Here is a 24,098-nt window from a genome sequence, read left to right on the forward strand (position 1 = left end):
GTTTTTATTTTCTTATTTCCGGATCTTTTACGGTAAGCGGGTAAAGCACGCCTTCTTTCGCAAACGACATTTTTCCCGTTTCTTCTGATACGACAAGAACAAGTGCATCGGTCATACCAGAGAGTCCGATCGCTGCTCTATGCCTTGTGCCGAGCGACGGGCTCACTTTTTTCGATGTAAGTGGCAGCACATTTGCAGCAGAAACAAGTGTATTTTCTTTGACTAAAAGAGCACCATCATGCAGTGGATTTCCCGGATAGAAAATGCTTTCTATTAAGGAAGCGCTAATTTTCGCATGAAGGTTTGTCCCTTTTTGAATAAAATCCTCAACCTCATCGCGTCTTTGGATCACAATGAGTGCTCCATGCTTTTGTTTTGATAAATTCTCAATGGCTAAAGAAAATTGAGCAAATCCTGGTGTGAATTCTTCCATATACGCTTGTAAATAAAACGACGAGGCCTCTGCATGCATTTCATTAAACTGATCATGCAATGCTTCGAGATCACAAAGTAAACACTGCTCTGTTTCATCAAGAGAATCAATGATGTCACTTGCATCCTTCATAATGTTCATTAAATGTGTTCTCATCCCGGCTTTAAATATCACTTCTTCGTTCGTCCGATGGATCATCTGATCTTTTCCCCCCTTCTTTCGCTTGTTGTTATAAAATAGCAAATTGTGCACATTCTATTTGTATGGAGGTGAGCTTAATATGACCATTCAGAAAATCATCCAATATGCTTGCAGCATTTTAGGTGTTGTCAGTCTTTCTTTTATTTATGCCCAAATGTTTAAAAAAACGAAGCCATCTAAGAAAAATAATCCGACGGAGAATTGATTTTTTTACATAGCATGATATAATTCCTCTCGTTATTTCTGTTCAGAGAGGAACTTATGATGAGAGAAACGAATAGCATTCGAGCAAAGCTGACACTATTTTTAACCATTTTGATTCCGATTTTAATCACCCAAGCAGGTCTTTCGCTTATTACCTTTTTAGATACGGTGATGTCTGGAAAAGTGAGTGCAGAAGACCTTGCGGGTGTTGCGATCGGTTCTAGTATTTGGACACCTGTTTATACGGGACTTGCCGGGATTTTGATGGCCGTTACTCCGATTGTGGCTCAGCTGATGGGCGCTGGGCATAAAGATGATGTTCCCCGGGCTGTCTTTCAGGCGATCTATTTGTCCTTTCTTTTAAGTATCGCTGTAATTGTCATTGGTACGATCAGCGTTCCTTACATACTCGGAGGACTTGGACTCGAGCACTCTGTAGAGGATATTGCCCGGCATTTCCTCAGCTTTCTTGCTTTTGGCATCATTCCGCTGTTTGGTTATTCGGTGCTAAGGTCATTTATTGATGCATTAGGGAAAACACGTGTGACAATGTTCATCACGCTCACAGCACTTCCTATTAACTTTGTTTTAAATTACGTATTTATTTTTGGGAATTTTGGCTTTCCAAAGCTTGGGGGCGCGGGTGCCGGTCTTGCATCTGCAATGACGTATTGGGCGATTTTCATCATGAGTATTTGTATTGTCATTAAAGCAGAACCATTTGCCTCATTTCGTTTGTTTCAAAAACTGCCTCGAATGAATATCTCCCGTATAGGGCAAATACTGAAAATTGGCCTTCCTATCGGGTTTGCGATCTTTTTTGAAACGAGTATCTTTGCAGCAGTGACCCTATTAATGGGGCACTTTGATACCATTACTATCGCCAGTCACCAAGCAGCGATGAACTTTGCTTCTATTCTTTATATTTTACCGCTTAGTATCTCAATGGCGTTAACGATCGTTGTTGGGTTTGAAGCGGGGGCTAAGAGGTATAAAGACGCGCAAAGCTACAGCTATATCGGCATTGGAACGGCGGTATTATTCTCATTATGTACGGCCGCCCTCATCTTGCTATTCAGACCAGAGATCGCTGGTTTATATACAGCAGAATCAGCTGTTTTACAAATGACACAGCACTTTTTGATTTACGCGATCTTTTTCCAGCTGTCAGATGCGATTGCTGCACCTATTCAAGGGGCTCTGCGCGGCTATAAAGATGTGAATTATACGCTGATTGCTGCTTTTGTCTCTTACTGGGTCATCGGTCTTCCTGCCGGTTATCTCATTGGCACATATACCTCCTTTGGGGCGTTTGGTTATTGGATCGGACTGATTGCCGGGCTTGCCGCAGGCGCCATCGTCCTCTTTATCCGTCTCAGATTGATTCAAAAACGTCAACTCAGGCATGTATCGAATCACTAAATCCAACACAAAAAAGCAGCTGACATAGATCAGCTGCTTTTTGTTTAGTCATTCCATTGATACGTCCAGAAAATTTCTTCATCAAACCATTTTTGGACAACTGGTTCTTTGTTTTTCAGCTTTTGTTCAAGCTCTCTCAGCATGCCCTCTGTTTGCGTTCTATGCGCTCTCAGTGCATTTAATTTGATATCTGCAACATCTGTAATATCAATCACAATATCCGCATGTCCAAGGACTTCTTCTCTATTCTTCGTAATGGCCATGCAGTATGTGACAGGACGGTCTTCTTTTTTCTTGCGGTAAAGAGCACGAATCACAGCTTCACCTGTCGCATCATGATCAGGATGTACACCGTGTCCTGGATAAAACGTCACAATGAGTGTCGGTTTGACTTCATCAATGATGGTTTCCATCACATCTGCCAAATACTCGTCGTCTTCAAATTCCAATGTTTTATCACGCAGGCCAAGCATACGTAAGTCTGTGATATCCATTTCTTTGCAGGCATTGATTAATTCCTGTTTTCTTAATTCAGGAAGTGTTTCACGGTTCGCATATGTTGGGCTTCCCATATTTCTGCCCATTTCTCCAAGTGTCCCGCATGCATATGTGACGGGAATTCCGCGTTTTCTGCTTTGTGCAATGAGACCAGCAACCCCAAAAGATTCATCATCGGGGTGAGGCAGCATCACTAGTACATGTTCGTTCATGACTTGTCACCCTTTCTTCTACACCTGAAATGGTGTTTCACTAATTTGTAATGAGATCGCTAGTTTGCCGTCTGGCAAGTGTCCAGCTAATAGCAGGCGGCCTTGGTCATCAAACACATAATCGGTTAATCCTTCTGCGTAAATCCAGCCATCTTCTGTTTTCATTCCAACACGGTATGGACCTTGTCCTTTTATTTTCGCCTGTGAATAGACGACTTTCGCGTTGCGGATATACGCAACAACCGTCATATTTTGTTCATTTACATGAGCTGAATAAGAACCAGTTGTCGTTTCAAGATGAACGAAGACTGGACGATTTAAAAACGATTCAAGATGTGCTGTGACATCTTCCGTTTGAATTGGTTTCATGAGTGGTTCCTTCCTTCATTTTGAATTAATTCTCGCAGCTTTTTCGTATGTAAGCTGATCAGCTGCAGCTGATGATCATGCTTAAGCTCACTTTCTAAAATTCTCTCCACAGCAAGCACATACTTTTGGTGTAATGATTTCCTCACTCTCGGATGAGTTCGTGCATCAAGTAAATCATCACATATGGCCTCGTGTAAAGAAGACATATCATCAACATCAAGCTGACGATTTTTCCATAAAGATTGATAGGCGGCTGCAAGCTCATGAGCTGACGACATATGATCACCTCTACAGTTTTGGTAACAACTTATTATGACATGATCCGCCTGCAAAAAAAAGCAAACTGCTCGTTTGGCTTAATGAGAATTCGCTGTTTTTTTCATGCGTAATTGAGAGGTGGTAAACAGTAAAATCGCCACCCAAATACAAAGGAATGTCACAATTTTAGCTGCGGATAAGTGTTCGTGATAGACAAACAGCCCTAAAAACAGCGTAATTGTCGGTGCAATGTATTGCAAAATGCCCACTTGATAAAGAGGAATTCTTTTTGCGCCTTCTGAGAATAAAAGAAGCGGCACGGCTGTAAAAACGCCTGCAAAAAATAAGAGACCGAGCGACCCGAAGCTGTTAGGATTCATAGTCACGACAGGTTCTTTTAAGAAAAATAATAAATACACAAGTGCAGCCGGTGCGAGAAGCAGCGTTTCAATCGTCAAACCAATCGCGCTCGTGAAGCTCATCCTTTTTTTAATCAAACCATAAAAGCCGAAGCTAAGGGCTAATAAGAAAGCAACGACAGGAAATGACCCGTATTGAACTGTTGAAAGGATCACCCCAAATGCGGCAATGAGGATGGCAATGGTTTGCAATTTATTTAGTCGTTCTTTTAAGAAAATAATGCCTAATAGAACGGATACAAGCGGATTAATATAGTACCCTAAACTTGCTTCTAGCATAAGACCATGATTGACTGCCCAAATGTAAACATACCAGTTGACCGAAATTAAAATAGCAGATAAAAGTAATGAAAAAAATGCTTTACCATCCAGTATGAGACCCTTCACTGTCTGCATTGCCGGGCGGACTTGTTTTAAATACAAAAGAATACCGCACATAAACACAAATGACCATAAAATTCTATGCGCTAAAATTTCGCCTGACGAAATATGCTCCATCAGCTTCCAATATAACGGGAATAAACCCCAGAGTGTAAAAGATGCTGCCGTGTAGAGAACACCTTTTGATTGCTGTTCGTTCAATGTAACCATCCCTTTCTAAATCTAACCTATATTATAGCACGCACGCAGGCGAATGGGCATATACTAATTCAGGGCATTTAGAAAGGATGATTCACATGTTCGACTGGAACCGATTATTCCCTTTTCAAAAGCAGTTCTCAAAAGAAGCCTTAAAGAATTCAGATCCTAAAGACGTTGAGCAGTATGTCAATCAAGTCATGGAAAGTGTATTCGGCTCCAATTATCCTGCTCAGTTCCCATTTCAGGACCCCCTTTCTCAAAATCAAAAAACGAGAGAAACTGATGTCGAAAAAGAAAAAGAGCCAGAAGTCGAAGTGTTCGAGACGACTGATCATGTGTTTGTCAAAATTGAACTTGCTCGTCCAAACACAGAAAAAGTCAAAATCAAACATACAGCCAATCTGCTGTTTATTGATCATTTTCCTGAAGAAGGAACGCAGAAGAAAGTCGTTCTCCCTGCTGCTGTGAAACGAAAAGGAACGAAGGCGTCATATCAAGACGGCATTTTGGAAATTATGTTTTTAAAGCATGATGATCCAGGAATTTCTGAAATTGATATTCCATTATAAAAAGCCTGCTTTAAGAACGGAAGCAGGCTTACTCTTTTTTCTTAATAATATGGTGGATATCCGCCGCCATAAGGTGGTGGAGCAGGCGGTGGTGGCGGCGGGTAATATGGACGGGGATAATTAAAAATCGCACTTCCTAGAAATCCGCCAAGCAGTCCGCCGACTAAAGGAGCGCCAAAACCAAAAAACAAAGGGACTCTGGATTCATATGGCGGAATGCCAGGGGCGCCGCCTCGAAAATACGGAGTATGAGGGTACATGCATTTCTCCTCCTTTGTCATGTGCCTAACATCAGCATATTCATCAGGAGTCAAAATGTTTGGGCAAACCTGAAACTAGGCTTGCTCCTTTTTCCCGTGTGAGTCTGTATACTCCCCTGCCCACCGAGATACCTCATGAAACACATCATGTAACGCATTCCCTTTTTCAGTTAAACTGTAAATGACTTTGACAGGCGTCTCAGGCAGGACAGTCCGCTCTATAATCCCTTCTTGCTCGAGCTCTTTTAAACGCTCTGCGAGCATTTTTTGACTGATCGACGGGATCGTGTCTGTGAGGTCTTTAAAACGCTTTGGTCCATCAAGCAATACATGTATAATGAGACCGTTCCACCTTTTGCCTAGGAGTAAAAAAGCTTGCTGAATGTGTGGACATAATTGGAATTCCATAAATTTCAGCCTTTCTTTTCATGATTGTTTGACAAACTAACGGTGTACAATTTAAAATAACTCTAGTTACAATAAGTAAGTTTCTCACTTTTTAGTTATTGTACCATATTATTTGCAAAAACGGGAGGAAATATCCATATGGCGACCGATCAAAAAACAATTGACATCTTAAAACAAAGAGCTTCAGTAAAAGAGTATGATACTTCTCATGAAATGACAAAAGAAGAGTTAACAGAGCTTCTTGAAATCACAACAAAAGCACCATCTGCTTGGAACCTTCAGCATTGGCATTTCACTGTTTTCCATAGTGCTGAAGCAAAAGCAAAATTACTTCCAATCGCTTACAACCAAAAGCAAGTATCACAGGCATCAGCTGTTATTGCAGTTCTAGGTGACCTTGAAGCTAACCAAAATGGCGAAAAAATCTACAGTGAGCTGGCAGAACAAGGTTTCATTACAGAAGACATTAAAGAAACATTGATGACTCAAATCAATGGCGCATACCAAAGCGAGCAATATGCACGCGAAGCAGCGTATTCAAATGCTTCATTAGCTGCTATGCAATTAATGATTGCGGCCAAAGCAATGGGCTATGATACATGTGCAATGGGTGGTTTCAGTAAAGACGCGTACATCAAAGAATTCAATGTAAGCGGCCGCTACGAGCCGGTTATGCTGATTTCAGTTGGTAAAGCAGCGAAAGAAGCTCATAAAAGCAACCGTTTCGACATCGAAGAAGTATCTGATTTCCTTTAAAAATTGGCAAAGCCTCAGCCTTTATGCTGGGGCTTTTTTATTGGCTTTAAATATTATTTCTACATACTTTCTTTCACCTTCCTCCTCTTTACAACTTCACTCTTTCTCCTTTTTCAAGAATGAAAGCGTTATATTAGTATGATATTCACTAAAATGATTGTTTTTTCTGAAAATGGTCTTGTGATCTAATCTGACAACTGCTATTATTATGAAATTACAAAATATTCAGGAGGAAATCATGAACAAAAAATTGATGCTGGCACTACTAATCGCGATTCCATTCATCGGACAGCTCGCATTGCTGCCTTTTGCGAACCGCATTCATCCATTTGTCATCGGCCTGCCCTTTTTCCACTTCTGGCTCTTGCTATGGATTGTACTCACACCAATTTGCACATTTATCATTTATAAGATGCAACATTCAAATGGAGGAACTGACTAATGCAAGGAAATTTAACAGCTTTATTGATTACTGCAAGTATTATTTTCATCGTCGTGGTCATCGGATTTGCCGCTGGTCGTGACAAATCATCAAGACAGTCAGTTGAAGAATGGTCTGTCGGCGGAAGAAAATTTGGCGGACTGCTCGTATGGTTCCTCGTTGGGGCAGACTTATATACAGCGTATACTTTTTTAGGGCTTACAAGTACAGCTTATACAGCTGGAAGCGTCGCTTTTTTCGCTATTCCTTATTCAGTCCTAGCTTATTTTATTGCTTATTTCTTTTTACCGAAACTATGGACGGTTGCGAAAAATCACAACCTTACAACACTTGCCGATTATGCACGTGAGCGGTTTGACAGCAAACTGTTATCCAGTTTGATTGCGATTGTTGGAGTACTTATGCTGATTCCTTATATTTGTCTTCAGCTGAGCGGAATTCAAGATACGTTAACTGTCGCTGGAACTAATTATATTAATGTGAATGCAGTAGTTATTATTTCATTTATTTTAGTCGCACTTTATACATTTTTCAGTGGTATTAAAGGTCCTACATATACAGCCATTATTAAAGATATTCTTGTTTGGGTGATCATGCTGTTTATGGTCGTTTCACTGCCAATTATTCATTTTAACGGCTGGACACCGATGATGAACACGTTAGCCAAAGAAGCGCCTCAGCTTCTAACGATCCCTGAAGGCGGTCCTAAGGGCATTTTATGGTTCATTACTGCTTCAGGCGTTTCTGCCCTTGCTTTGTTTATGTGGGCACACGCAGCAACTGGGGTTTTTACAGCCAAAAGCGCAGATGCCATCCGCAAAAACAGCATGTTTTTGCCTCTTTATAATATTGTATTGATTTTGGTCATCTTCCTTGGATTTATTGCTTTTTTAGTCTTACCAGAAGATACAAATCCAAGATTTGCTCTTCTTCATTTAATTCAAACATCATATGGCGGCGTGATGCAGGGGCTCGCTTATTCAACGATTGCACTGGCTTCCCTCATTCCATGCTCCATCATGGCCATTGGCGCATCGAATTTATTTGCCAATAATTTATACCGTGACTTAATTCATCCGAATGTGTCACCTAAAAGATTGACCATCATTACACGTTCGATGGTGTTTATCGTCATCGGGCTCGCTCTTTTATTCGGGATGCTGTTCCCAACTGCACTTGTCACGCTTCAGCTCATTGGTGTTTCAGGAATGGTTCAAATCTTCCCAGCTATTGCCATCAGCTTATTCTGGAAAAAACAATCGAGAGAAGCAACGATTGCCGGTTTAGTCGTTGGAATCATCGTTACCTTTACAGCGAATATCTCACAAGTTACGTTCGGCCTTTATGAAGGTTTTCTTGGTTTACTAGCAAACGTCGTCGTCATCTTGATTTTGAATCCATTCTTCCAAAAGAAAGTCACATCCAATTCTGTCATGAATGATCTATTTGAAAAGGATGATGAAAAAACAGAAGCAATCACAAACGAAGTGTAAGGATAAGAAAAAGCAGTCCCCTGATGAGGACTGCTTTTTTTATTTCATTTCTTTTTTCAAGACTTCAATGGCTTTTTTCATTTGTGTATCGTTGTTCTTTAGCTTATCTTGGATCTTTGTCATCAGAACGGTCGTTGTATCTCCTGTCAGAATACCGTCTGCCTTGAGATCGTTGTCTGTTTGGAAGCTTTTGACGATAGTCTGGAATGCTTGATCGTACTCACCGTTTGCTTTTGCTTTGTAGCCGAGCGCTTGGAACATTTTTTGAGCTGCTTTGACTTCATCTCCATTGTCATTTAGCTCATATGATTTTTTCGGGCTTAAGTACGGCAGCTTTGCATAACTTGGGAGAGCTGCTTTCACCTGTGGTTCGATACCTTTTTTGTGAATCCAAGAACCGTCTGGTGTCAGCCATTTTGCAATGGTTAACTTGACACTAGAACCATCATTGTAGTTTTGCGCATTTTGAACAGTTCCTTTGCCAAACGTCTTTTCACCCACAATTTGAATGCCTGAAGATTGGTGCAGAGCCGCCGCCATGATTTCAGCAGCGCTGGCTGAACCGCCATTTACAAGGACAACTGCCGGCTGATGGACTTTGCGTTCTTTTTCAGCCTTGTACACTTGTTTCTTCCCTTTTTCTTCAACCTGCATGATGACTTTCCCTTTATCAATAAAGTCATTGCTCATTTCAATGGCTTCTGTCATGATGCCGCCTGGATTATCTCTTAGGTCAATGACAAAACCTTTTGCCCCTTTTTTCTCGAGGTCATCAATTGCTTTATCCAGCTCTTTCGATGTGGTTTCAGCAAAGGACGTAATTTGGATTTCTCCTATTTTGTCTTTTGTGAGTTTTGCATACACCGTTTCAAGCGGAATCGTGTCTCTTGTGATGGTCACATCTACATTGCCGACTCCTTGACGGTTAAGATGCAGCTTAACATCCGTTCCTTTTTTCCCTCTAATGAGAGAGACTGCTTTATTGACCGACATTCCTTTGGTGCTTTTTCCATCCACTTTTAAAATATGATCATGAGGTTTCAAACCAGCTTTTTCAGCAGGAGAGCCTTTAATCGGCGCGACAATTAAAATTTGTCCATCCTTCTCTTCAACTTGTGCACCAATTCCTTCAAATGAAGAAGAAATGGTATTGTTAAATCCTTCGGCTTCCTCCTGATCCATATATGTAGAGTATGGATCATCAAGTGATGCAATCATTCCTTGGATCGCACCATCTACTAGTTTTTGATCATCCGTTTTTTCGTAATACTCATCCTTTACCTTCGTATACGCAGCCATGAGTTTACTAAACTTCTCGTCTCCTGAGACGCTGACAGCACCTTGTTTTGTGATCACAAATGTAATCGCTGAGGACAGTGCAGCAGTCACCAGAATGGCTACCACGAACTTCATTTGTTTTTTCAAAAAAACACCACCTTTATCTCCTTTCATTATTATCAAGGACGATGCTTCATCCGTCAACCAAAGGATCAACTTCTATTTGAAAAGATAAGCCATTTGCCTCTCTATTGCATAATCTTTAGAGAGGAACAGGATAAAGAAAGAAGGGATTATATGAGTGATTATGTAGAAATGCTTGCTTATTTTGGCGTATCAGGTGCCCATCCTGGCGGAATTGAGTTAACAAAAACGATGATTGAGCATATAAAACTGCCGCCTCATGCACGAATACTGGACGCTGGATGCGGTACAGGACAGACCGCCGCCTATTTAGGAAATATAGGTTATCAGGTGGAGGCCATTGATACGCATCCATTGATGATTGAAAAGGCGAACCTGCGATTCAAACGGGAGGAACTGCCGATCCGTGCTTTAGAGGCATCTATTGAGCAGCTGCCCTTTCCAGATCAAGCGTTCTCTCTACTCATCAGTGAATCTGTTTTAAGCTTTACCAAGCTGCCTGATGCACTAGCTGAAATCAAACGAGTGCTTGCTCCTGGCAGTCAATTGATTGCAAATGAAGCTGTGTTAAAAGCCCCTCTTACCCCTGAAGAGCTGGCAGCTGTTCGAAATTTTTACGGCTTTCACTCGCTCTTGTCGCTTGAAGAATGGAAGGAGCAGTTAACAGCAGCAGGCTTCCGTGACATTCAGATTCTTTCATTCGATGAACATATGGTGCAGGAGGAACCGACAGAGATGGAATTATCTGAACACATACCGCCTTCTCTTTACGAGACACTGCAAACACACTACGATCTCATTCAAGAACACCGAAAGCAGTTAAGTCACATTCTATTTGAATGCACCGTATAAAATGAGCGAATCTCCTATATGTTTTGTCCAAACTCTATGAAGTCTCTGGCATAGGATAAGAGTGAATAGAGTTTTGTCATAAGGAGGAAAAACATGGAGCGCTACTACAAGCTTTGTCAGCAGCATATGGGGAAAGTCGCTAGAATTACTGACCGTAATGGCAGAGTACACGTCGGACGCATTGAGCGTGTGACAAACCGCAAAGTTTATATTCGTCCAGTCGGCGGGTCTCGCGGAGGCTTTGGCTTTGGCTATTGGGGCGGATATTATGGCTGGGGTGCAGCGTATGGCATCGGCCTCGGTTTCATTACCGGCTTCGCATTAGCAGGATTGTTCTTTTTTTAAAAGAAGAATAAGAGAAGGCCTCCCGAATAGCTGGGAGGCCTTTAACTTGTTTAGATTTTCTTTACTTTGTTCATGTATTCTTCAAATGTTAAATCATGATCATGCATCGCTTTTGCGGCTTCTTTTCCCACATAGCGCAGATGCCACGGCTCATATTCGTATTTCGTAATGTCTTCTTTTCCTTTTGGATAACGGATGATAAAGCCATATTTATAGGCGTTTTTAGCCACCCATTTGCCATCTGGTGTTTCACCAAACTTTTCAGAGATCTCAAAACCGGCACTCTTTGAGGAAATGTCCATGGCTAAACCTGTTTGATGTTCACTTTCGCCCGGTAAAGCGACTGCTTCTTGTGCTTTTTCTTTGCCTTTTAATTTGACCTCACTATCAAAAATGACTTTTTGACGGTCATAGGAGCGATAGCCAGATACTGCAGCAAGCTCGAAGTTTTCCTTTTTTGCACCTTTGAATAACTTCTCAAGCGCTTCCGCTGCTTCTTTGCGGATATATCGCTTTTCAATATCTTCCGAAAAAGAGAATTCTACTTTTGGTACAACAAGATCAGAAGGTTTATAGGTTCCTGGTAATGCATATTCTTTGTTGACAAGTGCTAGCACATTTTCAGGATTTTGAATGGTTTTCAGACCGCTCACAACCTTGATGTCATTGAAATATTCACTCTTTAACGTCAGCTCTTGATTCGATGAATCTGCCTTATCGTTTGAGTTGTGCTGGGGAGATGAACTTGCTGCGTTTTTTTGTTCGTTTGTTTTGTTTGATTCAGATGTACCGCTTTTTTGATCCAGCAACTGGCAGCCTGATAGCGCGGCTGTCAAACCAAGAATCGATGCGATTGAGAGTATTTTGTAGCTTTTCTTCATGACATACCTTCCTTTTGCTCTTCTAAAAAAATAAAGATGCGCTACATTGTAGCACACCCTTTATACTATTATAAAACGGAGTCTAGCGCAATTAAGATCATTTCATCAAACGTTGTTTGACGCTCTTCAGCCGTTGTTTCTTCTCCTGTTAGAACGTGGTCACTCACAGTCAAAATGGATAACGCTTTTCGATCAAATTTTGCTGCAAGAGAATAAAGAGCGGTTGTCTCCATTTCGATCGCTAGGATACCATATTGAGCCATGAGCTCAAGTGGTTTTTCATTGTAAAATTGGTCTGCTGTAAATACATTTCCGACACGTACAGCGACATTTTTTGCTTCTGCTGTGTCGTAGGCTTTCTTGAGCAGGCCAAAATCAGCGCATGGCGCATAATCAATCGGTCCAAAAGCCACACGATTCATTTGTGAATCTGTTGATGATGTCTGGGCTAAAATGACGTCACGTACATTGACATCTCTTTTGATGGCTCCGCAAGATCCAACGCGAATTAAGTTTTGAACATCATAGCTTTGAATGAGTTCATTCACATAAATTGAAATAGACGGTACGCCCATTCCAGTGCCCTGTACAGAAACACGTTTCCCTTTATAGGTTCCAGTATAGCCATACATTCCGCGCACTTCGTTATAGCACTCAACATCTTCTAAATATGTATCTGCAATATATTTCGCACGAAGCGGATCGCCTGGTAGCAATACCGTTTCTGCAATTTGTCCTTTTTCTGCTCCAATATGTACACTCATTTTTTAGCCTCCACTTACGTTTACTATGTATTTTATCCTATTTATTATAAACGATCGAGCTTAAAAAAGAAAATACCAGCTGGATCTCCAGCTGGCATCATTCATTATCTATTTAACCTATCGTCATTAGTCGTTCACTGCGTTTCCACCCTGCCGGAGAGAGCTGATAATAGCACTTCCCCTTTTTCTTATCATCAATCACAACAATATCACCTGTTGTGATAAACCGCGCATTGTAATCATTAGGGACTGTATCATGTACATTAAATGTCGAGAATGCTTTTTCCAGTACATCAAGGTGTGTTCTGCCGCCAATCTTTGTCCGGTACACAGGCTGATGCCCGCTTGCAGCGCCATATTCAGGTGTCTGATAAATGGTTAAGTGAAATGCTGAAGGTTTCTTTTGAAAAAATCTCAACGTCAATTGCATTCAAATCCCTCCCCTTTTATATAAAATTGGCTGGGATCTGTCCATTTCCTTCTTCTATTTTTGTCGAATGACAGGCAATCTTTCGTCAATCTTTTTACAAATGAGAAATAGAGCGAGTCCTATCGCAAAGCCTCCTGCAACATCTGTCAAATAATGCACCCCGATATACATCCGGCTGATGCCAATGGCCAGAACGCAAAGCCCTGTGATCAAATAGACGATTTTTTGTCTTTCTTTCAGCCATGGGATCATTTCAACTAATAGATAAGCAATAAAAGGGTAGATGGTGGCTGCATTCATCGAATGTCCGCTCGGAAAGCTGTAATACGTTTCAACTACAAGGTGATCAAAGGCCGGACGCTCTCTAGCAAACAGCCCCTTTAATTCATGATTGATTGTTTTTTCTGTGAGATATAGTAGAAAAAGCATCATGATAGAGTAGTAGCGCTTATACATAAACAAGACCACACTAAAAATGAGCATGATTGGAACGAGCAGCGTGCTGATGCCTAAGTCCGTCAAAGCCAGCATGACATCATTTAAAAAAGGGAGTCTGATGCTTTCAAACCATAGGATGATCTGGTTGTCCAAGTCTTGAAAAGCCCCAGATGCCATGAGCGCAGCAATGGCGCCAAATAAAATGAAAAGAAATAGGATGTACACGCGAAGGATTCCCCTCCCTCTCTCTTCAGAATCTCTTCAAAGTATAGTGCCTACCACGCCTCTTCTTCAACTATCATTGCTTTTTTCAGCATATATTCAAATGTAATGTCAGCCAGCTCAAATGTTTCAAGCTCAGCAGGTATGTACCCTCTTTTGATCAGCTCCACGTAGAAGAACTCCGCAATTTCCTCTGTATCAATCACCAAATCTGCTTCTTTCATTGCATTCCGCCTCCTTTTTTATGATGTATGAACGCCGGCTGTTTTTTATTACAGTTTGTCATAATGGCTCATTCCATACATATAAATGCAGTAAACAAAAAGAAATGGGGCTTGAAAGAATGAAATGGTTAAGCATATTAGATGGAGAAACTTTTGATCAGGTGATGGGCCGTATCTTGAGGGGATGGTTTTATGTGATTGCATTTTTCTGTGTGCCTTATTTTTTATTCGTGTTAGGACAAGTCTTTCTTTAACCAAAATGTTCGTGTAAACTTTCCAAAATAAAATCCATCATATCCTTATATTCTGGATCTTTGAAAAATTCATAGAGAATTTTATAATCGTTATAAATATCAAGAAGCTCATCCACTATAGATACAGCCAGAAATTCAAGTGAAGATTCGCTTTCTTGTTTCTCTTCTAGCTGCAATAGAGCCGTTTGAACCATATCTTCTTCTAACTCTTTTGAGGTTTCTCCGACGTAATGCACAAAAAGAAGCTGATGAACAAACTGGTCCATCTCATATTTTCTTAGGACAAGCGTTAAATCTTCCTCTTCTGTTTCCAGCCACTCTCCGTCTTTCAGCCTCGTGAGTTCGTAAATGACATCTTCCCAGCCATCTTCAAGGTAGCGCCAAATTTCAGTCCGATGACCAATGATTTTAAATAGCTCTTTTCCGTAATCTTTTACATATACAACATCGCCAATGAGGAACTCATATTCAATGTCCAGCTTTTCTGTATCGACAATCACTCCGCTATACTCATCGTAAAGCTGAAGTGATGTTTCAAAATAAAGCACCTCATTATGATTGACCTCATATAAATAGTGCTGGTCAATTTGATGGACTTTTGTAATCGTTCCGACTGTGCCGTACATGACAACGACGACAATATCCCCTACTTGATATTTTGGTGCTTTCGCCTTCATTCTGTCTCCCCCTTGCCCGACTTTTGGTCTTAACGTATCGTATGCCGGCGCAAGGAATTCTGCATGGGCAACCACACCATGCAAAACGCCATTTTATTTCTCATGAAAAAACCGCTTCTCCATTCGGATAAGCGGTTGTGTGTTATTTTTTTTTGACTTCTACTTCGTATTGCTCAAACGCTTCGTCAAATGTTGTCATTGAGCTTAAATAATCACCATTTAATTCTAAATAAGCGCACAGCTCATGATAATCTGTGGAAGCTTTAGGAAAGCTGTGATCCTCATACGCAGCATTTGCGAAATGGCTGATTTCATCTTTCGGTTTTGGATGTCTGAACTTCATTAAATAATGGTAAAACGACTTCACCTGTTTTTCCCTCCGCGACACACTATTTTGTTGTTATATTATACAGCAATTTGATGACTTGTATAGGCGGAGGTACAACTTATGAGGAAAAGTCAAAGTAATTTCGCTTTAATAACCGCTCCATGCTCATTAATTCCTCGTAGGAGATTTTTTCTGGAAGTTTTGTCTGATCCACTAAAATTAATTGATCTTCAATCTCTTTGACCGTCTCATCCTTTTGATAGATCATCCCGCAGTGCGTGCAGGAAATGGACGGCGTTTCGATTATTTCAATTGATTGTGTGCCCGTGATCAGTTCCCAATAGACTGTTGTCTGCTCCGCATTTGCTTTGTTTTCCTCACACCAATCACATGTCAGCAAGGCTATTTCTCCTCCTTTACGGTTTGTTCTTTTTTGAGCTGCGCTTGATATTTCTTCTCTTTTAACTCATCTCGTTTTTCACGTTTGTTTTTAAGTGTGTCGTGCTCAGGATTTGTCTCATATGCTTCTCTACGTTTCATTCGGCTTAAATTCTCAGGCGTAAACGATCTCGCTTCATCCTCAAATAGTGCGGTAATACCAATTGCCGGTTCTTGTTTCTCTTCATAAATTTCATTAAAATACGCATCTGCCTGGCCTGCGACGTAATGCTCTGGTTCTGGATAAGAGGTGATGACACCTTCAAAGTTACGAAGGACGACTTTGTCAGGGCTTTGCGATAATAAATAATTTGGCTGTAAGGCAATTTTCCCTCCGCCTCCTGGCGCATCTACAACAAAGCTTGGTACTGCGTAACCACTCGTATGTCCTCTTAAGCCCTCAATGATTTCAAGCCCTTTTGATACCGGCGTTCTAAAGTGGCCAATACCCTCAGATAAGTCACATTGATAAATATAATATGGTCTGACCCGAATCTTCACAAGATCGTGCATCAGCTTCTTCATAATCGGCACACTGTCGTTAATACCTGCAAGGATGACGGCCTGATTCCCTACAGGCACGCCGGCATTCACAAGACGTTCGCACGCTTCTTTTGCTTCTTTTGTGATTTCAATACTTGTATTGAAATGGGTGTTCAGCCAAACTGGGTGATATTTTTTCAAAATCTCGCACAGCTCATCTGTAATACGCTGCGGAAAGACAACCGGCGCGCGGGTTCCAATCCGAATGATCTCAACGTGCGGAATATCTCGTAAGTTTTTCAAAATGTATTCAAGCACTTGATCATTGATTAACAGCCCATCTCCGCCAGAAATTAACACGTCCCGCACCTCAGGTGTTTCTCTAATATATCCAATTGCAGCATCTAACTGCTTTTTCGGCACACCCATACCAATCTGGCCGGAAAAACGTCTTCTCGTACAATAACGGCAGTACATGGAGCACTGATTTGTCACAAGAAACAGCACACGATCTGGATATCGGTGCGTGAGCCCTGGGACAGGTGAGTCCTCATCTTCATGTAGCGGGTCTTCCAGATCATATTTTGTTTTATGAAGCTCTTCTGCAATTGGCACAGATTGCATACGTATTGGACATCTTGGATCGTCTGGATTCATCAGTGAGGCATAGTAGGGTGTAATGTTGAGTGGAATGGTTTTGGTGGAAATCTTCACCCCTTCTCGTTCCTCTTCTGTTAAGTTTACGATTTTTTCTAAATCCTCAAGCGTTTTCACGGTATGCGTCAGCTGCCAAATCCAGTCGTTCCACTTTTCCTCAGGTACATCCTTCCAAAGCTCAATGTCCTTCCAGTGACGTGCCGGTTCATACAATTTCTGATTCATATCCATTCCCCCTATCAGCATTCACTTTATACTATGCAAGTTATGTGCCAACATGGGAAAATGCCCCTATTCTTTACAAAAGGAGCTTTTACCCGTCATATTCAATTGGATGTTGTGCCTATATTTCGGCATCTGCATATTTCTTTAATTTATATTGCAGCGTTTGTCGAGGGATTTTTAAAGCAGCGGCGGTTTTTTTAATATTCCCATTATGCTGATGTAAAGCTTCTTGAATCAATGTTTGTTCAAATGAAGACACTTGATTTTTTAAGGAGGATTCAGATGTTTCTTTTTCCAGCTTTTGCTCACGTAAATGAGCCGGAAGGTATAGAGGGATGATCTCTTCCGCTTCCTTTGGCATCATCAACACAGCATGTTCTATTGTATGTTTTAATTCTCTGACATTCCCAGGCCAGTGGTGCGCCATAAACAATCGTTCCGTTTCTTCAGAAAGGCGTGTAACGTTTTTTGAAAACTGCTGATGATAGGTTTGAATGAAGTGGCGGGATAGCAGCGTGATATCTTGCTTTCTTTCACGAAGCGGCGGGATATGAAAAGATGATACATGCAGTCTATAAAATAAATCTTCTCTTAAAATTTGCTTTTTCACTGCTTCGAATGGGTCCATATTGAGCGCAGTAATGAGCCGAACATCCACTTGAATGGACTTTGCATCACCGATGCGGCGGACAACGCCATCCTCTAACACACGTAATAATTTCGTCTGCAGCGTGAGCGGCATCGCTTGCAGCTCATCAAGAAAAAGTGTGCCCCCATCAGCTAATTCGAAAAGTCCCTTGCGATCAAGTGCGCCCGTATAGCTCCCTTTGACAGATCCGAACAATAAACTTTCAAGTAATGATTCTGGGAGTGCTGCGCAGTTTTGCGGAATGAACACTTGATTTTTTCGATCAGATTCATGGACAATGGCTTGAACGAGCACTTCTTTTCCTGTCCCTGTTTCCCCATAGACAACAACTGATGATGGGTAAACAGCTGCTTTTTTTGCCCTTTCAAGCATTTCTTTTAAAAGCGGATCATTTGTTAAAAATGAAGCAAAATCATGCATTTGTACGGCCTCAGCCGCATCTTGTGTCCGCTTTTTTTGACCTAAACGATTGGAAAGGGCTGACAGCTTTGAAACATCTTTTGCGACTTCGACCGCGCCTATTAACTCGTTATCTTCGATAATAGGCAATGTCGTGTTCACTGTTTCAATCCTTTCTCCATTTTTATTCAAATAGGTTTGCAGCGAATGATAAATGGGCTTTCCTGTTCGCAACACATGCATAAGCGTACTTGTTTTTTCTGTTAAAGAGGGATACACATCAAGGATGTACTTGCCAATCACCTCTTCTTTTTGTAAAGAGTCAAACTTAGCGGCATTATGATTGTAAAAAATCGTCATCCCTCGATCATCTACAACGTGGATGGCTTCATCAATGGCTTCTAAAATCAATTCAAACCAATCTGCTCTTTCGACAACCTTCCCCATTCTTTCCCCCTCACTTTCAGTGCCAAAAAACCGGCATCAATTGCCAAGTTTTCAGCGGCTTGATCATTTCTTAAAGGTTCCTGTCCTTTTCATGTTTCGCTTTTTCCTTTCTACTTCCTGCAATCATTGCGAAAAAAGCACCCCTCTTATGAGGAGTGCTTTCGTCCGGATGTTTGATAAAGAGACATATCGAATTCTTGCAGCGATTCCCTATACAGCGGCACAATCGGCTTTCCTTCCTGAAAAAACGCAAATTGGGATGGGTACAGCTTAATCGGCTGATGATAAAAAGCAAATCGCTTCACGACCACAGGATCAATTCGGCAAAAGGTATGATGCACAAGTAAATAAACATCTTGTTTCCATTTAAACAGCCGCCTGTTTGGCGGACTGAAAACTGGAGAAGCTTGAATGATGCTGCCATCCTCAAATGCCTGGAGCTGATCATTTGAAATCGTATAGATCTCCTTTGGGTGAAACTGAAAATATTGCACGTCACGTTTTGAAGCAAACCGTCTTTTTTTCTGATCTTCAATATAAAAGAACGTTTTCCCATAATCTGCGGTGACAACTGTATAATTGGGTACTGCCAGCTTCTCTTTCATTTCATATTTCATCTCACATAACAGCGGAACACGGATCGCACGCCTGTTCTTTTCATTGATCCAGCGTTTTTCAATTCCATGAAGTTTCCCGTCTGCGATTTGATAATAATCTCCTTCTTTTTCAATGACCGTTCCGTCAATTAAATCATACGGCATACTCGAAAACAGATGGTGAAAGGAATGAGGCGTTTTATACGTTGTATCCAGTACATCTTTTAATGGAAAAAACGCAGCGAAGTGATTCAGCCTCATCCAAAATACAGAATCTGCATGATGCCAGTGCTTTGGCTCATCGTCCCAATATTGTCCGTATTTTTCATAAATCAGTGGAAGCAAGCAGCTTCTGTGCATGACCGAACAATGGTCCACTTGAAAGGACGCATGCTCTAAGATTTGATCTGCTTCTCGAATAAAACTCATCGTTTCCACTAAATGCTGATCAACATGCACGACCCGCTGCGAGGAATACACAATATCTATGTGAGGCTTCGACCGAAAAACATCCACCATTTTAAGCAAACGATCTTTATGGTACACGGTATCATCGGTTAAATAACAAATGAGCTCACCTGTTATATGGTTTAATGCTTCATTAATAAGCGTCGCATATCGTGCGGTTAACAGCCGTTTTGCCGGATGAACTGTGTGCGAATACAGCTGAATGCGTTCATCACTTAAATAGGGCTGGATCTTTTGAATGGTGCCCTCTTCTGAGCCATCATCCATAATCAAAAGCTCCCAATGCGGATATGTTTGATCTACCATACTCTTTAGCACACGATCAATGAAATCTGGTTTATTGTAGCTTGTTAAAATCACCGATACTTTCATGATCATTATCCTTTTTGATTAGATTAAAAAGCCCCCCAGCTGACAATGTTCACATAAGGAACACTCACTCTTAGCTGATTTGTCGCGTTTTTAAAGACTGCAACTGTATCAAACAATTGCACGACAACCACGTTTTGAAGTACATCTCCATTGACTAAATGAACACGCGGCACTGGAATGCCAAGCTCAAGCCATGGACGAAGTAATTCTTTGATGTCTGACACATTCTCTTCCCCACTTTCTTCTAAAAGACGAAGAAGAAGTAAAATCAAGATGACTTCAAGCACTCCTTCCGACTCTAGTAATTCTTCGTTCCAACCATCTAATAATTGTTCAAATTCCATTCATAATCCCTCTCTCTTCACATTTAATCTTTACTAGAGTATGAGCGTCACTTCATTTAGCCTCAGCATTTGAAAACATTTTTAAAAATGTGTGAAGTGATTAAATGAAAAAAAGATCAGGAATCAGCGTTCTGCTTATGCCAAAAAAAATGAACGGCATATACATAGGGGTGAGTTTGAATTGATGAAGAAAGGATGGGGAAAAAATGAGCGAAAAGCGTGCTGAATTAAAAAAGGAACTATTGAAAGTGTTTTTCAAACCAATTACTCATGCATTAACAGCTAATCTCGAAGAAGGAGGAGTTCAAATGGAAGAAAAATTGAACGATTTATTAAGTGAAGTGGCAGCTGAGGCATCACCTTCAGATTCTGCTACAACACTCGATGTATCTCAGCCAGCAAGATGGATCTTTGCAAGACTTGCACCAGGAACAGTCATTAGCATTGTCACTGACTCAGGAGATTTAATTGGGCCAGTTCAATTTGTATCATTCGATGCTTCAACAGGTGTTGTATTTGTTACACAAGAAAGCTCTGTCACACCTACAGGCTCAGCAACGACTCTATTAGATGTAGATAAAGTTGAAAGTGTTACATTCACATCTTAATGTGAGAGGATCATCATGAAGCTTCTTTATATCAGTTCTGGCTACGGCGGAATCTATCACATGTTTGATCAATGGGTAGAAGAAAGCTTCATTGATTCCCCCTTTTCATGTGTAAAGATTGATAGAGAATCTCTACCCACTAACATGCACAAAATCCGGACATTTTCTCCGGATTTTGTTTTGATGATGATCGGTGATCATGTTCCGAAAGATGTGCTTCATCAATTCAAACAAGAAAAAATCCCGATTGTTCTTTGGATGACAGAAGATCCCTTTTATACAGATGTGTCAGCTGCTTGCGCACATGAAGCTCAGCTTATATTAACGATTGATGAAGGGGTTTTGCCATTTTATAAACAATTAGGCGCTCTAAATACGCACTACTTTCCCATTCCGGCAAATACACGTGTCTTTCAGAAAAATGAATCGCCAGAAGAGATGTGCACGTATGACATTGCTCTCATTGGCTACCCTTATCCCAACCGCATCAAAGCCATCGATACACTCTTGCAGCAAAACAAATGGCGTATTCTCGTTGCAGGTAAGGAATGGCACCGTCACTTAAATAAATCACGGAGACATTATCGTGATTTCACACTGATAACGAATTGGCTGAGTCCTCAGCAAATGGCGGACATCTATCAGCAGACAGCCATTGTCCTGAATCCGCATAGGCCGGCTCAATTTGCGTATAACAAAAACAAAGCCATGATTCAAAATATGAGCCTCAATAACAGAGCATTTGACATTGCTGCAACTGGAAGTTTTCAATTGACAGATCTACATCCACCGCCTGCTTTTTCAAGCTTTGCTTTTTACAAAGATGAGGATGATTTGATAAAACAGGTGGAATACTATGGATCAAATGCAGGTGAAAGAAAGGCGGCCGCACTGAACAACTATGAGCAAGCCGTTCGCTGGAATACATTTGATACGATGCCAAAAAGGCTTTATGAGATCGTAAAAAGCGCCCTATGACTGGGCGCTTTTTCTCGTTGAATGCCAGCTTATGCATGATCTTCCGCATCTCGGCGAGCTAATAAGATTTTCTCTGCCTCTTTCCGGTCTGCCTCCTGTTTCACCACAAGCGACTGCGTGTGATCCATCATATATGCTCCGACAGATCCTTCTAAAAAGGAATGAATGCATTCTTTGGCATAATGAGCATGAAAAGCATATATTGCACCATTTAGCCGGCCATACGTATATGGCTGCTCATGCTTTGGCATGAAAAAGTAATGATTGTCCTTATATAAAGTAGCTTCATTGTTTTCATGCAGTGTCCAAGTTTCATTTGGGTTTTCTAACGCCTCTGTAAAAGATGCGGTGCAGTCATATCCCCCCTCCACTAAAAGCTGCAAGCACTTCTCGATATCTGCCGGCTGTCTTAGAGGAGACGATGGATGCAGATACAGCACAATATCAAAGGTTTTCCCCTCCCGCTCTAAATATGCAAGCGCATGCTTCACAGCTAACAGTGACGGCGTTTGATCTGTCACATGTGTGCTTGGCAGTTCAATCACATTTGCTCCGTAGTGAGATGAAATGATTTGCGTATTGACATCCTCTGAGGAGACGATGACTTCATCTAATTCAATCATTTGCAGTAACGGCTGAATGGTCCAATAGATAAGCGGCCTCTCAGCCAATATGCGTATGTGTTCATCATGCCGGCCGTCGTGACTTCTAAATGCAGGTATCATGGCTAAAATACGATTTCCCCTATACATGTCTTCTCTTCTCCCCTCGCGCACAGCTCCCTACAATTTTCTTCTCTGCCCGAGCTGACCGCAGTACTGAAGTATTCAGGTCTCTCGTTTTTCTAGTTGATCTCTTATCTCTCCATATTCTATTAAGACGACAAGCAGATGGTTATAATTTGTTCACCTAATTTATACATGAAGTGGTTCTTTTCCTCAAACGAATGCCGCTCTTTCACATATGATGCAAAGTAGAGAAATGAGAGTTGGGGGATTAGATATGTCCAAACAGATAGAAACGACTTTGAAGACCTTTTTTCGTGACAAAACGATATTGGTTACAGGCGGTACGGGGTCAATCGGCCGGCAAATCGTGAATAAATTAACAAGTTGCTCTCCAAAGAAGATAATCGTCTTCAGTAAAGATGACAGCAAACAATACATGATGAAAAATGAGTACGCAGATCATCAAGAGGTCGTATTCGCTTTAGGAGATGTCCGGGATGCAAGCCGCGTGAGACAGCTCGTCAAGGGTGTGGATATCATTTTCCATGCAGCGGCCTTAAAACAAGTACCTACTTGTGAAGATAATCCGTTCGAAGCTGTTCAAACGAATATCATCGGCGGGCAGCACGTCATTGAAGCCGCTCTCGAACATGAAGTGAGTCATGTCGTCAACATTTCAACTGACAAAGCGGTTTCTCCAACGAATGCCATGGGTGCAACAAAATTGATTTCAGAAAAACTATTTTTCCAAGCAAACGAAAGTATTCCGAATCAAAAAACGAGGTTTTGCTCTGTACGCTTTGGCAATGTGCTTGGATCTAGAGGTTCCGTTATTCCGATCATGCTCCAGCAGCTATTAAATGAAAAACCTTTGACCGTGACTGATCCTCATATGACACGTTTTTTTATGTCCATTGAAGAGGCTGTTTCCCTCACACTTCAAGCAGCAATCATGATGAAAGGCGGCGAAACCTTCATTCTCAAGATGGAGTCCTTACAGCTTGCCGATCTCCTAAAAGCGTTTCATGAATATGCCGCTCAAATCAATGCTAAATCTCCGGATATTCTTGTAGTCGGAAAAAGACCTGGCGAAAAGCTTCACGAGGAGCTCACATTTCCGCACGAAGCAGATGCACTGTTTGAACATGAACAATTTTATGCCATTTTACCGAGACCACATTTGCACCCTGCCTTTCAAAAAGTCGACTTAACGAATTACACCTCAAAAGAAGCACCGCTCATTACAAAAGAAAAGCTGTTCCACATCATCGAACAATTACATCATACACATCATAAAAAATAAAAAATCGTCACACGGAAGCAGCTGCTTTCCATGTGACGAT

32 protein-coding genes are annotated in these 24,098 nt (G+C 41.2%); 11 read left to right on the top strand and 21 right to left on the bottom strand.

Translation table 11 applies throughout. The features are described 5' to 3' along the window. Positions 1–4: 4 nt before the first annotated feature. A complete protein-coding gene (gene cdaS, locus EV579_RS05650) occupies positions 5–631 on the bottom strand; it encodes a sporulation-specific diadenylate cyclase CdaS (RefSeq protein WP_024422691.1) in 627 nt (208 codons plus the stop codon). Positions 632–713: 82 nt separating this feature from the next. Between cdaS and EV579_RS19255 the strand changes: the two genes are divergently transcribed. Together EV579_RS19255 and EV579_RS05655 are read left to right on the top strand one after the other, a co-directional pair. Further along, positions 714–839 (top strand): hypothetical protein, encoded by a 126-nt coding sequence (locus EV579_RS19255; RefSeq protein WP_008359993.1) that lies wholly within the window; start codon positions 714–716, stop codon positions 837–839. A 59-nt stretch (positions 840–898) separates the two neighbouring features. Continuing rightward, on the top strand, positions 899–2,260 hold the full coding sequence (locus EV579_RS05655) for an MATE family efflux transporter (protein WP_024422692.1): 1,362 nt from the start codon (positions 899–901) through the stop codon (positions 2,258–2,260). A gap of 44 nt (positions 2,261–2,304) precedes the next feature. Here EV579_RS05655 and bshB2 read toward each other — a convergent pair whose 3' ends face one another. The 4 genes from bshB2 to rarD form a co-directional block, all read right to left on the bottom strand. Next, positions 2,305–2,970 carry a bacillithiol biosynthesis deacetylase BshB2 gene (gene bshB2 / locus EV579_RS05660; RefSeq protein ID WP_024422693.1) on the bottom strand — a complete coding sequence of 222 codons (666 nt, stop codon included), beginning with the start codon at positions 2,968–2,970 and terminating at the stop codon, positions 2,305–2,307. Between the two features lie 18 nt (positions 2,971–2,988). Further along, complete coding sequence (locus tag EV579_RS05665; RefSeq protein ID WP_008359999.1) at positions 2,989–3,339, bottom strand: YojF family protein; 351 nt, start codon at positions 3,337–3,339, stop codon at positions 2,989–2,991. Next, positions 3,336–3,617: a hypothetical protein gene (locus EV579_RS05670; RefSeq protein WP_133744119.1), complete on the bottom strand. Its 282-nt coding sequence runs from the start codon at positions 3,615–3,617 to the stop codon at positions 3,336–3,338. The genes EV579_RS05665 and EV579_RS05670 overlap by 4 nt, the downstream gene beginning before the upstream one ends. 78 nt (positions 3,618–3,695) lie before the next feature. Further along, positions 3,696–4,607: an EamA family transporter RarD gene (gene rarD, locus EV579_RS05675; protein WP_048239421.1), complete on the bottom strand. Its 912-nt coding sequence runs from the start codon at positions 4,605–4,607 to the stop codon at positions 3,696–3,698. Between the two features lie 86 nt (positions 4,608–4,693). Here rarD and EV579_RS05680 point away from each other — a divergent pair, with 86 nt between their 5' ends. After that, on the top strand, positions 4,694–5,167 hold the full coding sequence (locus EV579_RS05680; protein WP_076841072.1) for an Hsp20/alpha crystallin family protein: 474 nt from the start codon (positions 4,694–4,696) through the stop codon (positions 5,165–5,167). A gap of 41 nt (positions 5,168–5,208) precedes the next feature. On the opposite strand, the gene EV579_RS05685 is transcribed toward EV579_RS05680, so the two are convergent. Both EV579_RS05685 and EV579_RS05690 read right to left on the bottom strand, forming a co-directional pair. Then, positions 5,209–5,427 (bottom strand): hypothetical protein, encoded by a 219-nt coding sequence (locus EV579_RS05685; protein ID WP_024422697.1) that lies wholly within the window; start codon positions 5,425–5,427, stop codon positions 5,209–5,211. 75 nt (positions 5,428–5,502) lie between these two features. Beyond that, the gene (locus EV579_RS05690) at positions 5,503–5,835 is read right to left on the bottom strand and encodes a winged helix-turn-helix transcriptional regulator (RefSeq protein ID WP_024428324.1); all 333 of its coding nucleotides are present in this window, start codon (positions 5,833–5,835) and stop codon (positions 5,503–5,505) included. A gap of 138 nt (positions 5,836–5,973) precedes the next feature. Between EV579_RS05690 and EV579_RS05695 the strand changes: the two genes are divergently transcribed. From EV579_RS05695 to EV579_RS05705, 3 genes are all read left to right on the top strand, one after another. Continuing rightward, positions 5,974–6,591 (top strand): nitroreductase family protein, encoded by a 618-nt coding sequence (locus EV579_RS05695; RefSeq protein WP_024428323.1) that lies wholly within the window; start codon positions 5,974–5,976, stop codon positions 6,589–6,591. A 238-nt stretch (positions 6,592–6,829) separates the two neighbouring features. Further along, positions 6,830–7,033, top strand: a complete 204-nt coding sequence (locus tag EV579_RS05700; RefSeq protein ID WP_024422700.1) for a DUF3311 domain-containing protein — start codon at positions 6,830–6,832, stop codon at positions 7,031–7,033. Continuing rightward, positions 7,033–8,526 (top strand): sodium:solute symporter family protein, encoded by a 1,494-nt coding sequence (locus EV579_RS05705; protein WP_133744120.1) that lies wholly within the window; start codon positions 7,033–7,035, stop codon positions 8,524–8,526. Before EV579_RS05700 ends, EV579_RS05705 begins: the two co-directional genes overlap by 1 nt. A gap of 39 nt (positions 8,527–8,565) precedes the next feature. Here EV579_RS05705 and EV579_RS05710 read toward each other — a convergent pair whose 3' ends face one another. Next, positions 8,566–9,951, bottom strand: a complete 1,386-nt coding sequence (locus EV579_RS05710) for a S41 family peptidase (protein ID WP_073205967.1) — start codon at positions 9,949–9,951, stop codon at positions 8,566–8,568. A 150-nt stretch (positions 9,952–10,101) separates the two neighbouring features. Here EV579_RS05710 and EV579_RS05715 point away from each other — a divergent pair, with 150 nt between their 5' ends. Together EV579_RS05715 and EV579_RS05720 are read left to right on the top strand one after the other, a co-directional pair. Next, positions 10,102–10,800 carry a class I SAM-dependent methyltransferase gene (locus EV579_RS05715; protein ID WP_073205969.1) on the top strand — a complete coding sequence of 233 codons (699 nt, stop codon included), beginning with the start codon at positions 10,102–10,104 and terminating at the stop codon, positions 10,798–10,800. 93 nt (positions 10,801–10,893) lie between these two features. Next, entirely contained in the window at positions 10,894–11,145 is a 252-nt protein-coding gene (locus tag EV579_RS05720) for a hypothetical protein (RefSeq protein ID WP_024422704.1), read from the top strand. A gap of 50 nt (positions 11,146–11,195) precedes the next feature. Here EV579_RS05720 and EV579_RS05725 read toward each other — a convergent pair whose 3' ends face one another. The 12 genes from EV579_RS05725 to cgeC all read right to left on the bottom strand — a co-directional run bounded on the left by EV579_RS05725 (position 11,196) and on the right by cgeC (position 20,441). Further along, positions 11,196–12,026 (bottom strand): M15 family metallopeptidase, encoded by an 831-nt coding sequence (locus EV579_RS05725; protein ID WP_024422705.1) that lies wholly within the window; start codon positions 12,024–12,026, stop codon positions 11,196–11,198. A gap of 68 nt (positions 12,027–12,094) precedes the next feature. Beyond that, entirely contained in the window at positions 12,095–12,790 is a 696-nt protein-coding gene (deoD, locus tag EV579_RS05730; RefSeq protein WP_012010274.1) for a purine-nucleoside phosphorylase, read from the bottom strand. 112 nt (positions 12,791–12,902) lie between these two features. Continuing rightward, positions 12,903–13,220, bottom strand: coding sequence for a hypothetical protein (locus EV579_RS05735; protein WP_024422706.1), 318 nt, complete (start codon positions 13,218–13,220; stop codon positions 12,903–12,905). A gap of 54 nt (positions 13,221–13,274) precedes the next feature. Continuing rightward, positions 13,275–13,883 carry a phosphatase PAP2 family protein gene (locus EV579_RS05740; protein WP_073205971.1) on the bottom strand — a complete coding sequence of 203 codons (609 nt, stop codon included), beginning with the start codon at positions 13,881–13,883 and terminating at the stop codon, positions 13,275–13,277. A 50-nt stretch (positions 13,884–13,933) separates the two neighbouring features. Continuing rightward, positions 13,934–14,104, bottom strand: a complete 171-nt coding sequence (locus tag EV579_RS05745) for a YozD family protein (RefSeq protein WP_065214722.1) — start codon at positions 14,102–14,104, stop codon at positions 13,934–13,936. A gap of 250 nt (positions 14,105–14,354) precedes the next feature. Beyond that, positions 14,355–15,035, bottom strand: a complete 681-nt coding sequence (locus EV579_RS05750; RefSeq protein WP_024422708.1) for a hypothetical protein — start codon at positions 15,033–15,035, stop codon at positions 14,355–14,357. Positions 15,036–15,177: 142 nt separating this feature from the next. Then, positions 15,178–15,402 (bottom strand): YozE family protein, encoded by a 225-nt coding sequence (locus EV579_RS05755; RefSeq protein ID WP_024422709.1) that lies wholly within the window; start codon positions 15,400–15,402, stop codon positions 15,178–15,180. 79 nt (positions 15,403–15,481) lie between these two features. Further along, positions 15,482–15,763, bottom strand: a complete 282-nt coding sequence (locus EV579_RS05760) for a YokU family protein (protein WP_024422710.1) — start codon at positions 15,761–15,763, stop codon at positions 15,482–15,484. A gap of 2 nt (positions 15,764–15,765) precedes the next feature. After that, positions 15,766–17,166 (bottom strand): lysine 2,3-aminomutase, encoded by a 1,401-nt coding sequence (gene kamA / locus EV579_RS05765; protein ID WP_024428317.1) that lies wholly within the window; start codon positions 17,164–17,166, stop codon positions 15,766–15,768. Positions 17,167–17,284: 118 nt separating this feature from the next. Continuing rightward, positions 17,285–18,661 carry a sigma-54 interaction domain-containing protein gene (locus tag EV579_RS05770; protein WP_073205973.1) on the bottom strand — a complete coding sequence of 459 codons (1,377 nt, stop codon included), beginning with the start codon at positions 18,659–18,661 and terminating at the stop codon, positions 17,285–17,287. A gap of 146 nt (positions 18,662–18,807) precedes the next feature. Continuing rightward, entirely contained in the window at positions 18,808–20,103 is a 1,296-nt protein-coding gene (locus tag EV579_RS05775) for a glycosyltransferase family 2 protein (RefSeq protein WP_073205976.1), read from the bottom strand. Positions 20,104–20,120: 17 nt separating this feature from the next. After that, complete coding sequence (gene cgeC, locus EV579_RS05780) at positions 20,121–20,441, bottom strand: spore maturation protein CgeC (protein ID WP_024422713.1); 321 nt, start codon at positions 20,439–20,441, stop codon at positions 20,121–20,123. A 206-nt stretch (positions 20,442–20,647) separates the two neighbouring features. Between cgeC and EV579_RS05785 the strand changes: the two genes are divergently transcribed. Beyond that, entirely contained in the window at positions 20,648–21,049 is a 402-nt protein-coding gene (locus EV579_RS05785; RefSeq protein WP_024422714.1) for a hypothetical protein, read from the top strand. 15 nt (positions 21,050–21,064) lie between these two features. Further along, a complete protein-coding gene (locus EV579_RS05790) occupies positions 21,065–22,027 on the top strand; it encodes a CgeB family protein (RefSeq protein WP_073205979.1) in 963 nt (320 codons plus the stop codon). A gap of 29 nt (positions 22,028–22,056) precedes the next feature. On the opposite strand, the gene EV579_RS05795 is transcribed toward EV579_RS05790, so the two are convergent. Next, positions 22,057–22,779 carry an acylneuraminate cytidylyltransferase family protein gene (locus tag EV579_RS05795; RefSeq protein WP_073205981.1) on the bottom strand — a complete coding sequence of 241 codons (723 nt, stop codon included), beginning with the start codon at positions 22,777–22,779 and terminating at the stop codon, positions 22,057–22,059. A 250-nt stretch (positions 22,780–23,029) separates the two neighbouring features. Between EV579_RS05795 and EV579_RS05800 the strand changes: the two genes are divergently transcribed. After that, positions 23,030–24,058, top strand: coding sequence for an SDR family NAD(P)-dependent oxidoreductase (locus EV579_RS05800; RefSeq protein ID WP_034623517.1), 1,029 nt, complete (start codon positions 23,030–23,032; stop codon positions 24,056–24,058). Positions 24,059–24,098 lie beyond the last annotated feature (40 nt).

Origin of the sequence: Bacillus sp. BK450 (assembly GCF_004364885.1) — a bacterium.
Classification (GTDB): domain Bacteria; phylum Bacillota; class Bacilli; order Bacillales; family Bacillaceae; genus Bacillus; species Bacillus safensis.

Excerpts from the sequence above, each read along its gene's own strand:
- kamA (WP_024428317.1), bottom strand. The coding sequence starts at position 17,166 with ATGAATCAGAAATTGTATGAACCGGCACGTCACTGGAAGGACATTGAG.
- rarD (WP_048239421.1), bottom strand. The coding sequence starts at position 4,607 with ATGGTTACATTGAACGAACAGCAATCAAAAGGTGTTCTCTACACGGCA.
- EV579_RS05665 (WP_008359999.1), bottom strand. The coding sequence starts at position 3,339 with ATGAAACCAATTCAAACGGAAGATGTCACAGCACATCTTGAATCGTTT.
- cgeC (WP_024422713.1), bottom strand. The coding sequence starts at position 20,441 with ATGGAATTTGAACAATTATTAGATGGTTGGAACGAAGAATTACTAGAG.
- EV579_RS05715 (WP_073205969.1), top strand. The coding sequence starts at position 10,102 with ATGAGTGATTATGTAGAAATGCTTGCTTATTTTGGCGTATCAGGTGCC.
- EV579_RS05795 (WP_073205981.1), bottom strand. The coding sequence starts at position 22,779 with ATGTATAGGGGAAATCGTATTTTAGCCATGATACCTGCATTTAGAAGT.
- EV579_RS05670 (WP_133744119.1), bottom strand. The coding sequence starts at position 3,617 with ATGTCGTCAGCTCATGAGCTTGCAGCCGCCTATCAATCTTTATGGAAA.
- EV579_RS19255 (WP_008359993.1), top strand. The coding sequence starts at position 714 with ATGACCATTCAGAAAATCATCCAATATGCTTGCAGCATTTTAGGTGTT.
- EV579_RS05680 (WP_076841072.1), top strand. The coding sequence starts at position 4,694 with ATGTTCGACTGGAACCGATTATTCCCTTTTCAAAAGCAGTTCTCAAAA.
- EV579_RS05695 (WP_024428323.1), top strand. The coding sequence starts at position 5,974 with ATGGCGACCGATCAAAAAACAATTGACATCTTAAAACAAAGAGCTTCA.
- EV579_RS05775 (WP_073205976.1), bottom strand. The coding sequence starts at position 20,103 with ATGATCATGAAAGTATCGGTGATTTTAACAAGCTACAATAAACCAGAT.
- EV579_RS05770 (WP_073205973.1), bottom strand. The coding sequence starts at position 18,661 with ATGGGGAAGGTTGTCGAAAGAGCAGATTGGTTTGAATTGATTTTAGAA.
- EV579_RS05750 (WP_024422708.1), bottom strand. The coding sequence starts at position 15,035 with ATGAAGGCGAAAGCACCAAAATATCAAGTAGGGGATATTGTCGTCGTT.
- EV579_RS05700 (WP_024422700.1), top strand. The coding sequence starts at position 6,830 with ATGAACAAAAAATTGATGCTGGCACTACTAATCGCGATTCCATTCATC.
- EV579_RS05735 (WP_024422706.1), bottom strand. The coding sequence starts at position 13,220 with ATGCAATTGACGTTGAGATTTTTTCAAAAGAAACCTTCAGCATTTCAC.
- EV579_RS05800 (WP_034623517.1), top strand. The coding sequence starts at position 23,030 with ATGTCCAAACAGATAGAAACGACTTTGAAGACCTTTTTTCGTGACAAA.
- EV579_RS05725 (WP_024422705.1), bottom strand. The coding sequence starts at position 12,026 with ATGAAGAAAAGCTACAAAATACTCTCAATCGCATCGATTCTTGGTTTG.
- deoD (WP_012010274.1), bottom strand. The coding sequence starts at position 12,790 with ATGAGTGTACATATTGGAGCAGAAAAAGGACAAATTGCAGAAACGGTA.
- EV579_RS05790 (WP_073205979.1), top strand. The coding sequence starts at position 21,065 with ATGAAGCTTCTTTATATCAGTTCTGGCTACGGCGGAATCTATCACATG.
- EV579_RS05685 (WP_024422697.1), bottom strand. The coding sequence starts at position 5,427 with ATGTACCCTCATACTCCGTATTTTCGAGGCGGCGCCCCTGGCATTCCG.
- EV579_RS05690 (WP_024428324.1), bottom strand. The coding sequence starts at position 5,835 with ATGGAATTCCAATTATGTCCACACATTCAGCAAGCTTTTTTACTCCTA.
- cdaS (WP_024422691.1), bottom strand. The coding sequence starts at position 631 with ATGATCCATCGGACGAACGAAGAAGTGATATTTAAAGCCGGGATGAGA.
- EV579_RS05745 (WP_065214722.1), bottom strand. The coding sequence starts at position 14,104 with ATGAAAGAAGCAGATTTGGTGATTGATACAGAGGAAATTGCGGAGTTC.
- EV579_RS05785 (WP_024422714.1), top strand. The coding sequence starts at position 20,648 with ATGAGCGAAAAGCGTGCTGAATTAAAAAAGGAACTATTGAAAGTGTTT.
- EV579_RS05705 (WP_133744120.1), top strand. The coding sequence starts at position 7,033 with ATGCAAGGAAATTTAACAGCTTTATTGATTACTGCAAGTATTATTTTC.
- EV579_RS05655 (WP_024422692.1), top strand. The coding sequence starts at position 899 with ATGAGAGAAACGAATAGCATTCGAGCAAAGCTGACACTATTTTTAACC.
- bshB2 (WP_024422693.1), bottom strand. The coding sequence starts at position 2,970 with ATGAACGAACATGTACTAGTGATGCTGCCTCACCCCGATGATGAATCT.
- EV579_RS05720 (WP_024422704.1), top strand. The coding sequence starts at position 10,894 with ATGGAGCGCTACTACAAGCTTTGTCAGCAGCATATGGGGAAAGTCGCT.